The organism is Vibrio mangrovi (genome assembly GCF_024346955.1).
In the GTDB taxonomy this organism is placed as follows: Bacteria; Pseudomonadota; Gammaproteobacteria; order Enterobacterales; family Vibrionaceae; genus Vibrio; species Vibrio mangrovi.
Window position 1 is genome coordinate 178,020 of the sequence record NZ_AP024883.1, and the last position, 13,256, is coordinate 191,275.

Sequence of the window (13,256 nt, forward strand, 5' to 3'; positions counted from 1 at the left end):
ACCTCACATAGCAATGGCTTGCATGATGTTGGGAACCGACAGATCTTCTGCGGGAAGTTCTGCCACCTGTTTACGGTCTCTCAGTACGATGACTCTGTCTGCGTAACCGACCAGTTCTTCCAGTTCGGAAGAGATAACGAGTAGACCCAGCCCGTTCGCACACAATGATTCAATCAACCGAATGATTTCCGCATGTGCCCCGACGTCAATACCCCGGGTCGGTTCATCGAGAATGAGGAACTTAGGTTTGGTTAGCAGCCAGCGGGCCAGCAGGACTTTCTGCTGATTGCCTCCCGATAAAAATTCTATCGGTTGTTCTATGCTCGGTGTTTTGATTGAAAGTTGCCTGATAAACCGTTCTGAGGCTTCTTCCTGCTCAGTTCTGGAAAGAGGTCTGAACCAGCCGCGCTGTGCCTGTAGTGCCAGAATGATATTCTCACGAACCGATGCCGAGGCGATGATTCCGTCGGTTTTCCGGTCTTCAGGACAAAAACCGAACCCCAAAGATGAGGCTTGTCTGGCTGAACGGATTTTCACCGATTTGTCTTTGATATAACTTTCGCCACTGTCATTGGGTTCAATACCAAAAATTACCTGAGCTGTCTCGGTTCGGCCTGAGCCAAGCAGCCCGGCTAAGCCGACAATTTCTCCGGGGAAAATTTCCAGATCAAAGGGTTCAATCGTCCCTTTTTTACCAAACTGAACAAATTTAGCGATTGGGTTATCGCTTAACCGTGTTTTACCGACTCTTTCCAGTGCGTTGTCTTCCAGTTCACGGCCCAGCATCATTTTGATTAGCTCGATCCGTGGCAGCTTGGTGGTTTCTTCTGAGCCAACCAGCTCTCCGTTACGCAATACGGTAATACGATCGCTTACTTCGTAGACCTGATCTAAAAAGTGGGTAATGAAAACCAGACTGATCCCTTGGTCGCGCAAATTGCGCATAATGCCGTACAGCATTTCCACTTCGTTGCTGTCCAGACTGGCAGTCGGTTCGTCCAGTATTAAAATCTTTGCCGAGAGCGATACAGCTCTGGCGATGGCTATCACTTGTTGAATGGCGACAGAAAAATGATTGAGAGGCTGAGTCACATCTATATTCAGATTGTATTGCCCGACAATTTCTCTGGCCTTTTTCTGCATTGTTTTGCGATCAACCAGACCGAACTTTCTTGGCTCGTGACCGATAAACAGGTTATCCATAATGGACATATTCGGCAGCAGATTCACTTCCTGATAAACGGTGCCTATTCCCAGCGCCTGTGCATCAGCGGTACTTTGCGGATTTATGGATTCTCCATCTAAGGTGATTTCACCACTGTCACGCTGATAAACACCGGTCAGTGACTTTATTAATGTGGACTTTCCTGCACCGTTTTCGCCAAGTAATGCCATGATTTCACCTCTTCTCAGGGTAAAATCGACATTATTCAGAGCACGTACTCCGGGAAAATATTTGCAAATTCCTTTGGCATGTAAAACGATGTCATTATTCCTATCCAATGACATAATCACTCCAATTCTGACTGACTTTTATCCCGCCTCACATTCCGCTGTCAGGCGGGATTATTTCAGGTTAATTGATGCTTCGGTTTAATCACCGTCAGCTTAATAACCCATGTCTTTTTTCAGCTCTAACTGCGCTGGCGCATCGGCGGGTTCAAAGAATTTAGATTCGGTTTGAATATGTTTCGGAGGCATTGTACCGTCTTTCTTATAAGCGATCAGGGCATCAAATGCAGGACCGGCCATATTTGGTGTCAGTTCTACTGAAGCGTTTGATTCTCCGTTCATCATCGCTTTGAAAATATCCGGCACACCATCGATAGATACAATCAGAATATCACTGCCCGGTTTCAGACCGGCTTCTTTGATCGCCTGAATGGCACCGATGGCCATATCATCGTTATGTGCATAAACCGCACAGATATTTTTCCCGTTCGCTTCGGCTTTGATAAAGCTTTCCATGACTTCTTTACCTTTACTCCGGGTAAATTCGCCAGATTGAGTCCGAATGATGTTTACGTTCGAAGCGGTGCTGATCGCTTTCGCGAATCCTTCTTTCCGGTCTAAGGCGACACTCGCGCCAACGGTTCCCTGAAGCTCGACGACATTACATTTTTTGCCGGCCACTTTTTTGATTAACCAGTTACCCGCAACTTCGCCTTCGTGGACACTGTCAGCAGCTACGGCTGTCATATACAGCGAGTCGTCATCGACGGTAATGCCTCGGTCTAACAAGAACACCGGGATGTCGTAATCACGCGCTTCTTCCAGCACCGGTTCCCAGCCTGTCTGTACCACCGGGGCAATAAAAATCGCATCCACGCCCTGAGCAATAAAAGAACGGACTGCTTTGATCTGGTTTTCCTGTTTCTGCTGGGCGTCGGATATTTTGAGTTGAATTCCTCTTTTTTCAGCTTCCGTTTTTGACACACTGGTTTCAGCAGCTCGCCAGCCAGACTCAGAACCAATTTGTGAGAAACCAACAGTCAGCGTTTTTGCCAATAAACTTCCTGATAGCAAGATGCTACCAATCGCTGCCGCTAATGTTATTTGCTTTAACATAGTATTCCCTTTTTAGTTTCACGTTACTTTTGCTTTTGTAATCAAAATAGTTATCGGACCACTTAGGGTGCCTCAATTATATTAATGACCAATAATTGAGCGATGCGAGAGTTCAATCACAAATAGATTTTGGTAGCATAATTGTCCATGTATACAGCATGTAATGAACAATATCGACGTAAATCGATGGAAATAAATCGGGATTTTATGGTTTGATAGACCGTATTTTATTACTATTTTTGTTTCATATTTGGCCTTGATATGTGAGGTTGTGCCAATAAAATTTGGGAATGTTTTTGTGTCGATGACAAGATTTGATTGGTGAGTTTTGTGCGCAATAACTTTACTCAGGATGGCTCGATTCGCTTCTGCTCAGGCGAACCTGAAAATTCTTCCATGAATTTTCCTTTGATTTTATATTAGCGGTCTTAAGAAAGTTGTACGGTATTGTGCCGTGTTAAAAAGGGCTGTTAGGTGACCAACGAATGATCAGAATTCTACAAACTTTGTTGTTTATATTTGTACTTGTAGGATGTGAGCAAAGTGTTCCTCCACCAAGTGATCAGTCTATGATTGATCTTTTCCTATCTAAACGAGATGTTTTTGAACAGCTACAACGGAAGATATGCAACGATGGTTTTCAAACAGTAAGTATGGATCCAGAATGGTCAGAACCTGATAATATCTCTGAATTGAAAAAGAAAGAATACTACGCGTTATTTAATCAAATAGGTGTAACTCAACTTCAGTCCTACGACGGTTGCAGGGCAAAATTTTCTGTCTGGGCTATGGGGTGGGCAGGCGATGCAGATTATAAAAGCTACCAGTACCGCCCTCTCAAACCTGAAAATGTGGTTTCAAGTCTTGATAATCTGCCTTTAAATCAAACCGATATTGTTATGTTTTATCGCAAAATTGATACAAACTGGTATATCTCATATGCTCACTGGCCGTAGAACACAAACGCCTAACTTGGAAACACATCATATATCACTACAATTGACACATATTTTTCAATTGAGCTCGGTATGATGTGCTCAACAGATTGGCAGAGAGAAGGTGAAATATGTCTGTTACGAATAAAACGGATGAAGAAATTATAGCAATAGCTCAGCCTATGATTGATGTCGTTATCAACGCATCCAATCGAAAAGACTGGGTTACTTTTTGTACCTATCAAACAGAGAAAGAAGCTCAGGATCCAAATAACAAAGCTCATGTTTTAAAGCTTTGGGAGGAGAATCAGTTTTTTACTTCCTTAAACCTCGATAGAGAAATACTTGGTGTATTGCGTAACGATGACGTCGCTCAGATCGTGTGGAAGCAGACTAGCAATATCGTACATGGTGATTTTTTAGCTCGTTATTTTATTAAAGAGATTGATCAACAAATAAAAGAAGTTGGTTTCTGGATAGATTGACGTGCTTTTGTTATCAACGTACATGACAAGATATTTTAGATAAATGTGGCTCGTATGCTATTTCCCGTCAGGGCTTGTCCATTTCCCTGCAAACCAGCACATGAACCCACTCGCAAAAACATCGCCCCAGAAGTATTAGAAAAGTATGATATTTCACCATACGAAACGCATCTTATAACCCGATGACTCGCCAACAAATCAGACTCCGCTTACTCTGAACCGGCACCGACAAAATCCGGTGCCGGGATTCGAACCTCGCTTGGACCACGGACATATAAGATACTGACCTTGTTCCGGTTAGTTTTTATGTGTAGCCTTAGCTCACACAATTATGGTGAGCTGGGTTGGGCTGACTTTGTCAGACCGCGACCTGTGGTGCGGTAGTTCGAACCCTCCCAGTTCACCATTTCTGAGATTCGAACCTCTGGTGGTGAGTTTTTAAAAAACCGCAGGAGGCCACTATGCCAGACTCAAAAAATAACGCCGATTTACACCTTACCGCTCGCGGCTATCTGATTGACTTTCTTGTTACTAATACGGATCCCACGGTTGACCAGAATGAGCTGAGGGAAATCCTTTTGTTTCTGAATAATCTGATTACCTTTGATGAAATCAATCTGAGAAAAGAAGAAATGGAGAGTGTTTAGATATCAGTGATGAATGAATTATTGGTTTAAGAATAAAGCTAATTGATCACGGAATGAAGGAATCCATGGATGGATTGCTAGGTTTTCTGACTCAGGACGACTCATAAAAACCGTTCCTGACGCAGATGTATCTAACGCATAACAAAGCGGGTAAAACCACATCACGGGATCTGATTGATGAGTATTTACTTGTATGGACTTGAAGCGGCACCTTGAGGTCATTTGAGTATACATCCCCAAAATTTATTCCCGATTCTGTTGGATATTTCCTGATTTGAGTTGAGTGGCAATAATCATTTAATTGAGAATACAAATCGTTTAAGCATAGTCTAAGGAACGTTATTGTATGTTGCCAGTATCACTTCGCCAAAGCGGTATTTCTTTACGGAATCCCATACTGACCAGTCTTGTTATCGCTTTAATTACTGGCTCAGCAGAAGCGGCGTCAGAAGAAACCTATCAGGATGAAAAAGAACTCGAAACGGTGACTGTGACGGCCCGCCGAACCGAAGAGTTTGCCAAAGATATCCCTTTTAGTATCAGTGTGCTGGATGGTGATGAAATCACTGACAAAGGGATGATGGATGTTGAAGAGGTGCTCAGTTCTACGCCGGGTGTGATGGTTTACTCTGACGGTGGTTCCAATCAGTCAAACATTATCATCCGGGGCGTTGGTGCTCTGAGTCCGGTCAGTCTGGATGACAGTTCTGTGGTACTGAATGTTGATGGTGTTTCGATGTCTTCCCGGAACGTTTCACTGGCAACACTGGATATCGAGCAGATCGAAGTCTTAAAAGGGCCACAAGGCACTCTGTACGGTCGCAATAGTGCGGCAGGTGCAGTGAATATTTCGGCCAATAAACCGACCGATAGCTTAGAAAGTCGGGTGAGATTTGAAGCCGGCGAGGACGACTGGTATCTGGGCGAGATGATGGTGAGTGGGCCATTATCGGATCGTGTCAAAGCAAGATTAGCCGTCAGAGGCAATTCAGAAGACCACTGGGTTCATTTGGCAAAAACCGGCGAGCCGCTGACGGAGATGAAAGAAATTGCTGCCCGTGCCAGTGTGATATGGGATTTAAATGACACCACAGAACTCTATTTTGTCGCAGAAACGAACCAAATCAAAAATGACGTGAGCCTGTTTGTCTTGCGCCCTTATCAGAGTTCACCGGCTGTGGATGTCAATTCAGGGAGTTTTGCCGATAACAACAAACAAGTGGATCGGTACTCTGTGAAACTCTCCAGTGATTTATCCTTCAGCCGTTTTGAATCGATTTCTGCTTATACTCACACTGACGTTTCTGGCGAGAAAATTATCGGCAGGCGTATATCGCAGGCTTTAGGTCAGGGAGCCATTGAAAATGCTTTTGATGAAGATGTTCTGGACAAGGTGTTCAGTCAGGAATTACGTCTGCTCTCGTTGCCAGATTCAGACATTTTTTGGGTCACTGGCTTAAATTATTACCACTCTGATCGTTCACTGAACACTTTTTATGATCTTTATAGTACGGATCAGAAGCGAAATTACGGTTCAACAGGTTATGCCGTTTATGGTGAAGTGACTTATCCACTGACGGACAGGCTCAGTGTCACCGGAGGTCTGCGCTATTCCATTGATAATAAAGACTATGATGCCAGTTATACCGACAGTTCGGGCAATATTACGCCAGATAGCCGTGATGTTGATGATAACTATGGTACCGGAAGAGTCGCCTTTTCTTATGCTCTGACGCCATCTGCCAATGTCTATGGGATGTTGGCCCGGGGATATAAATCCGGTGGTATCAGTGATTACCCGAGTCAGGTTGCTGACAGCGAACCTTATCAGGCATCAAAAGTGAATACGATTGAAGGTGGCTTTAAGATTGCGCCGTCAAAAAGTCGCTATTCGGTTAACGGATCAATGTTCCTGAATGTCGTCAAAAATGACCGCTTGTTAGGTTTTGATAATAACACATTCGCCACGACGGTTATTAACGCGGATACCGAGACCCGAGGGTTTGAAATTGAAGCGCAATATCGTCTGGGATATGGCCTTTCGCTCAATGGCGGAATGAATTATACCGATGCGGAGATTACAACCGATGCGCTGGGGGTTGTTGGTGGTGATGTGAAGTCGGGGAATAAAGTCCCTGATGTTGCGAAGTGGAATGCCAGCATCGGCTTATCGACATTCAATCACCTGCCAGAGTTTTGGGGGCTGACTGACCCGATGTTGACCGGCACACTGAGCTGGCGGTATGTGGGTGATCGTCCCGCAGATGCCCAGAATAATTTTGACCTGGCGGCCTATCACAAGATCGATATGCGTGTCGGTGTCGAGTTTGATGATGCTGTGGTTTATTTCTGGGGAAAAAACCTGCTGGACGAACAGTATGAGCTTTATGGTTACAACGCTGGTTCAGGCGTGACATATGGTGCACCGTCGAAAAGACGCACGCTTGGCATTGGCTTCAGTTACACCTATTAATCTGGCACGATCGGCTGTGAATCAGGATGACATTAATTATGACTTCATCGAACAATCATTCCGCTTCTCGTACGGACTGGTGGCTTTTCCTGAGTCTTTATACCACTCAGACCATTGGGATTAGTTTTTTCGTGGTGACATTGGTTGCCATCCTTCGTTCAAGGGGCGTTGCTTTCGACACGCTAAGCACTATTTACATGCTGGGGATGGTTTGGCCGTTCAAATTCTTGTGGGCAAACTGGGTTGACCGTATTTCATTTGGCAGGCTCGGACACTTCCGGGGCTGGATGATCCTCATGCAAACCGGCATGTTGCTGGTGTTTTTCGCCATGATGTTTTTTGATGCGGTCGATGATTTTGGCATTGTGTATTTCCTCTGTCTGTTGATGGCCTTTTTCTCTGCGACCCAGGATATTGCCGTTGATGCGACAGCCTGTACAAAATTCAGCTGGTCACAAAGAGGCATCGGTAACGGTGTGCAGGTGTCCGGAGGATTGTTGGGAAACTTAATTGGTGCTGGCTTTGTTTTGGTTATATACAGCTGGATCGGTTGGATCGGTAGCCTGACTGTGCTCATGTGCGTTACCGCTATCGCTCTGGTTCAACTTCTGTTTTACCGGGAAAATACACAAAAAGTGATGCGTCAGCCCCGGTGGATGATGATCAATCAATTCCGCTCACTGTGGAAGAGACCCGGCGGAAAACTCTGGCTCGCAATTTTATTGATTTTTCCTATCGGAAGTAGCCTTGCTTACGCTCTGATTACTCCGATTTTAGTTGATGAAGGATGGGGACTGGACAGAATCGGCTTATTGGTCAATATGTTCGGTTCCGCATTAGGCGTGTTGTCGGCCCTGACGACGGGGTGGTTAATCACCAGAATGAGCCGGAAACGAGTTCTGGTTGTCAGTGGTTTTATCCAGCTTATCGGTATCCTGGCGATTGTTCTGCCGGTGTTCGGCTATACCGATAGTGTATCGGTTACTTTGGCAATCGGTCTTTATTTTATTTGCTATAACCCGGCGGCAACCATTCTGGCGACGTTGATGATGGATCAGATCTCCGGTCAGGCTCCTGGCTCCGAATATACCCTGCAATATAGTCTGAAAATGTTCTTCAGTATGGGAATGATCTCCGTCGGGACTGCCATGCTTGGGCCTTATGGTTATCAGGGGGTTCTTCTATTGTCTTTTGCCGTCGGTGTTTTTGCTTGTGGACTGTCCTGGTTATACCGGGAGACAGAAACAAGCGATGTGGCGTATGAAAAACTATGCGCAGAATAGTGTCGGTTGACCGTAATCAAAGAGGCACCTGATGGTGAAAAGCAACAAGCAAGACTCTGGTTCCGGGGACGCATTGAGACGTTTACGGCAACCGGTGAAAAACCAGATTTGGATCAGTCTGCTCCTTGGCGGCATCGGATCATTAACCACCTTGATGACTTTTGTCGGGTTGGCTGAGCTGGGGAAACTGTTGCTGCTATCATCCATTCCCGATGTCGGAGCTATTTTACAGTTCGGTCTGCTCGTGATAAGCGGCATATCACTGGGATGGTTCTGTACCGGCTTAGCCTTGTGGGTCAGTCATCTCGCAGATAACAAACTGCAGGCATCCCTACGCAGAGCGTTGGTCCGGCGTTTAGCTCAGGTTCCTTTAGGCTGGTATTCTGACAAAAATTCAGGGGCGGTGAGAAAAGCCGTTCAGGACGATCTGGAAGATTTACATCACCTTATCGCTCATCACTATGTGGATGTTGCCAGTGCGACCGTTCTGCCTTTGGGAGGTATCGTTTACCTGATATACCTCGACTGGCATCTGGCCCTGTTAGCTGTCGCCACACTGCCTGTCTACGTCATCACTTACGGGTGGATGCTGTATGGTTTCAAAGACAAGATGCAACAACTGGACAGAAGCTTTACTGCGGTGAGCTCTGCAATTGTTGAGTTTGTACAGGGGATCGAAGTTGTCAAAATCTTTGGTCAGCAGGGCGGTTCTCACGCACGATATCAACAAGCGGTGAACGATTTCCGTCAACGTTATATCGGTTGGGTCAGCCCATTGCTTCGTATTGAGGCAATCACTTCCATGGCGATATCGGTTCCCGTCATTGCCCTGACCAGTCTGATTGGCGGTAGCTGGATGGTCCGGCATGGCTGGGTGTCCGGGGTTGACCTGTTGGCAGAATTGTTGGTTGCAATGGTTATTCCTCAATCCCTGATGGTGTTAAATCAAAGTATAACGCTGGAGAGAAAAGCGGTCTCGGCATCAGAAAGAGTGTCAGAACTACTGAATGCCCGGGCATTGCCGCAGGCCGAAAAGCCCGAAGAACCCGGCAGTGCCGATATTCATTTTGATCAGGTGAGCTTCAGCTTCAGTGGTGATCAGCCTGTCCTCAAAAACATCAATTTGTTTTGCCCGGCAGGAACGGTTACCGCACTGGTCGGCCCTTCAGGGAGCGGAAAATCAACACTTGCCAAGCTGGTGCCCCGTTTCTATGACGTCACTGCCGGTACCCTGCGAATCGGTGGTGTTGATGTCAGAAACATTGCATCTGATTGCCTCTATCGCCATGTCGGTTTTGTGCTACAAGACGTACAACTTCTGCGTATGAGTGTCCGTGACAATTTCAGGCTGGCGAAAGCCGACGCCAGCCAGCAAGAGATTGAGCGTGTTGCTCGTTTAGCTTTGCTCCATGACCGGATTATGTCATTGCCCAGAGGTTATGATTCGGTGATTGAGGAAGATGCCCTGTTTTCCGGCGGAGAAGCTCAGCGGTTTTCTATCGCCAGAACTCTGCTGGCAGATACGCCGATTGTGATTCTCGATGAGGCGACGGCTCACGCCGATGTCGAATCCGAAGCAATGGTACAGCAAGCTCTGGCTGCCGTCACCGCAGGCCGCACCGTATTGGTGATTGCTCATCGTCTGCCTACGATTCAGGAAGTCGATCAAATTGTTGTTTTAGACCAAGGGGAAATCAAAGAGCAAGGCACTCATGCTGAATTACTTGACTGCCAGGGGATCTATTTTCGTCTGTGGCAGTCATTGTCGGTGGCGTCTGGTTCCATTTTAAAACGAGGTGCCGGCAGTGAATCTGAAGCGGTGCCTGATGTATGTGGGGATGCGGATGTCCCGATGCCGGTAAAGGAGTAATGCAATGTATCAAGCGCTGAAAAAAATCCTCGGTGATGAACATACCCGGCAACTCAATCTGTATCTGGTTTTAGTGATTGGCTTTTCGGTGATTCAGGGACAGGCTCTGATGATGTTGGTTCCGGCTTTAGATGCTTTGTTCCGTCAAGATTTTGCAGCAATGGAGACACATATTCTCTATTTTGCCGTTGCGGTTATGTTCGGTTGCTTCTTTCATTACCAGCATACGATGCAAGGTTTTAAGCTGGCGCTGGTGTTATTAAAGAATCTCCATCACCGTCTTGGGGATCATTTGATGACTTTGCCTATGGGGTGGTTTTCGATGGAAAAAATCGGACGTTTATCCCGCAGTGCAACAAACGGTAGCCTGTCGGTAACCAATATTTTTGTGCGATTACTTGCGTCTGTGGTCTCAGGTATTCTGACGCCGCTGACTATCGCATTCCTCATGTTATTTATCGACTGGAGAATGGGAGCCACACTACTGCTATGTGCACCGGTGATTTATTTCACCCACAAGTGGTGTGCAAAGTGGATCGGTGAAATGGAGAAAAGCACTGACCGGGCCGGAGTTGAGGCCAGTAACCGAGTGGTGGAGTTCGCCGGTAATCAACAGGTGCTCCGTATATTCGGATTATCACAAGAAGGCTATCAGCCACTGGAATCCGCGCTTGATTCACAAAATGCCGCTGGTGGATCGATGCTCTCTCAGACTATACCCCGTTTGCTGGTCGGTGGCGGTGTTGTGCAGTTGTCATTTATCGCGCATGTCATTGTCGGATTAACGCTGGTGCTACATCAGGAACTATCACCCGCAGAACTTATTGCTTTGTTAGCCTTATCGGCAAGGTTCACCGGGCCTTTGGCTGAGCTGGCCGGAAAAAGCGGTCTGCTCAAAATGGCAGTCAATGATTTGACCCGCTTAAATGAGGTCTTTGATGAAAAACCACTGACTGAACCGGGGAAAACCAGAGATATTACCAGACCGGGAGAAGTGAACTTCGAGCACGTTGAGTTTCAGTACACGGACACTCAACCTGTTTTTTCAGATTTCTCTCTGAACATCCCCGCTCGTTCTATGACTGCGATTGTTGGAAGTTCCGGCTCAGGAAAAACCACACTGATGCGTCTTATTATGAGGTATTTTGATGTCCAGCAAGGGCGAGTCATGGTTGGTGGTGTTGATGTTCGACAACAGACTATACAAGAACTCTTCAGTCAAATTTCTCTGGTCATGCAAAATGTCTATCTTTTTGATGACACACTGGAGGCCAATGTTCGGATAGGGCGGCCTGATGCTGCGCCTGAATGTATAGAAGAAGCGATGCAACTGGCAGGTGTCAATGAAGTCATACGACGATTACCCAATGGAAGCCATACCAAAGTCGGGGAAGGCGGAAGTTTGTTGTCAGGCGGAGAGAAGCAAAGAGTGGCAATCGCAAGAGCGATTCTGAAAAATGCGCCAGTCATCATATTTGATGAAGCAACCGCAGCACTTGACGGAGAAAACGAGAGAGTTATTCAACATGCGATGCATGTTCTCAGGCAGCGTGCGACGCTCATTGTGATTACTCATAATTTATCCACGATTACGTTAGCGGATCAAATCGTGGTACTGGAACAAGGTCACATCGTTCAGCTGGGTTGTCATACTGAGCTGGCATCCCGGCAAGGTCGTTACCGAGATTTTTGGCAGGAACGATTAAAAGTAAGAGAGTGGCGGTTGGCGACTTCCGGATGAGGAATTCAGGTTTTAAATATTACCATTGAAAATGAGAATTATTATTGATAAGTTGTTCAGTATATCAGAGGATTCCTAATACCGGGGAACAGTGATGGGACAGCAAGAGAATATTCTCGATTACTATTCTGTTGAATGTGATTCCCGAAAGCAGTTTGTAGCACAGGGAAAGTCGATCATATTAGAGCGGAGCAGCTATTCGTACCGGCTCGAACCTGAGATTGGCAATGGCTGGATGGATCTTTTTCAGATTAGTTATGGTGTGACTCTGGGGCGAGCCTGCTTCTACACCCCATTTCATTGTCAGGCCACGGATTCTCCGGGAATGATTGCTCTGTTTGTTGTGGTATCCGGCCGGCTGGATATTGAATCCTCAGACGGACATATTCTGGAAAGTTATCAGGAGGGTTCCGTCGGACTGGGTTATCGGAAGAACATTCGTGGTATCACGATCAGTTATCAGCCGGATAAGGTCAAGAAGAAGGCTGAAGTTGTATCCATTGATATTCCGGTTACTTTTTTTAGTCAGTTATTTCCTGAAGGAAGCTGTGACTTTTCTGCTCTGCGGCTGATGCCGGAGGAAAGTTGCCTGATTCGATTTGACCACATCTGCCGACACTGTGCGCTGAGTGTTGCAAACAGTCTTATGTGTCTGGACTGCCGCCAGATAAAGGACTTCATTCGCATTGAGTCATCAGTACTTAATCTGGTCAACATGCTCGCTTCTCATTTCAAACAACTGACTTCACTCCGGGGAACCCGTACCAATCAACGATATTATGAAAAGGTGCGTGATGTGATGGCTATTCTCGAAGAGCAGTTCCATCAAAAGCATACCATTGCTTCATTGGCGAGATATGTTGGTTTGAATGAGTGTTACCTCAAGGTCGCTTTTAAAGAGTTAACCGGTCAGACCATCGCTGAGTTTCAGCGAAGTATACGTCTGAATCAGGCAAAAAAACTGCTTGAAACCAAATCTTATAACGTCACTGAAATTGCTCATAATATTGGTTATAGCAACCCGGGACATTTTGCTGCGGCTTTTAAACGGGAATTTGGTATCTCTCCTTCAGGAATGAAGCTTATACCCAAGTAACCTCAAGATGAGGGATTCATAGTGTCTTCAATCGTTGGACTTCAATCATTAGGCATTTTATGTCCGGACCCTGCTGGGTGCTAAACTGCGTAATACTTGAGTTGTATATATCTGTGTCTTTACACCCACAGCCCAATAAAGAAATATTTAGTGATTCA

The 13,256-nt window shown here is 46.0% G+C and carries 10 protein-coding genes; 8 read left to right on the top strand and 2 right to left on the bottom strand.

Going from position 1 to position 13,256, the window contains the following annotated elements; genetic code table 11:
- Positions 1–3: 3 nt before the first annotated feature.
- Positions 4–1,509 carry a galactofuranose ABC transporter, ATP-binding protein YtfR gene (gene ytfR, locus OCU74_RS00800; RefSeq protein ID WP_087481639.1) on the bottom strand — a complete coding sequence of 502 codons (1,506 nt, stop codon included), beginning with the start codon at positions 1,507–1,509 and terminating at the stop codon, positions 4–6.
- A 99-nt stretch (positions 1,510–1,608) separates the two neighbouring features.
- Positions 1,609–2,568 (bottom strand): galactofuranose ABC transporter, galactofuranose-binding protein YtfQ, encoded by a 960-nt coding sequence (ytfQ, locus tag OCU74_RS00805; protein ID WP_087481638.1) that lies wholly within the window; start codon positions 2,566–2,568, stop codon positions 1,609–1,611.
- Positions 2,569–3,053: 485 nt separating this feature from the next.
- Here ytfQ and OCU74_RS00810 point away from each other — a divergent pair, with 485 nt between their 5' ends.
- From OCU74_RS00810 to OCU74_RS00845, 8 genes are all read left to right on the top strand, one after another.
- Positions 3,054–3,524, top strand: coding sequence for an SH3 domain-containing protein (locus OCU74_RS00810; protein WP_143693235.1), 471 nt, complete (start codon positions 3,054–3,056; stop codon positions 3,522–3,524).
- A gap of 110 nt (positions 3,525–3,634) precedes the next feature.
- Positions 3,635–3,988, top strand: a complete 354-nt coding sequence (locus OCU74_RS00815; protein WP_087481636.1) for a hypothetical protein — start codon at positions 3,635–3,637, stop codon at positions 3,986–3,988.
- Positions 3,989–4,449: 461 nt separating this feature from the next.
- Positions 4,450–4,635: a hypothetical protein gene (locus OCU74_RS00820; RefSeq protein ID WP_087481635.1), complete on the top strand. Its 186-nt coding sequence runs from the start codon at positions 4,450–4,452 to the stop codon at positions 4,633–4,635.
- 346 nt (positions 4,636–4,981) lie between these two features.
- Positions 4,982–7,108: a TonB-dependent receptor gene (locus OCU74_RS00825; RefSeq protein ID WP_087481634.1), complete on the top strand. Its 2,127-nt coding sequence runs from the start codon at positions 4,982–4,984 to the stop codon at positions 7,106–7,108.
- Positions 7,109–7,146: 38 nt separating this feature from the next.
- Positions 7,147–8,391, top strand: a complete 1,245-nt coding sequence (locus OCU74_RS00830) for an MFS transporter (RefSeq protein ID WP_159457439.1) — start codon at positions 7,147–7,149, stop codon at positions 8,389–8,391.
- Positions 8,392–8,422: 31 nt separating this feature from the next.
- Complete coding sequence (locus OCU74_RS00835) at positions 8,423–10,261, top strand: ABC transporter ATP-binding protein (RefSeq protein ID WP_087481632.1); 1,839 nt, start codon at positions 8,423–8,425, stop codon at positions 10,259–10,261.
- A gap of 4 nt (positions 10,262–10,265) precedes the next feature.
- Positions 10,266–12,002, top strand: coding sequence for an ABC transporter ATP-binding protein (locus OCU74_RS00840; protein ID WP_087481631.1), 1,737 nt, complete (start codon positions 10,266–10,268; stop codon positions 12,000–12,002).
- 94 nt (positions 12,003–12,096) lie between these two features.
- Positions 12,097–13,098, top strand: a complete 1,002-nt coding sequence (locus OCU74_RS00845; protein ID WP_087481630.1) for an AraC family transcriptional regulator — start codon at positions 12,097–12,099, stop codon at positions 13,096–13,098.
- Positions 13,099–13,256: the final 158 nt, after the last annotated feature.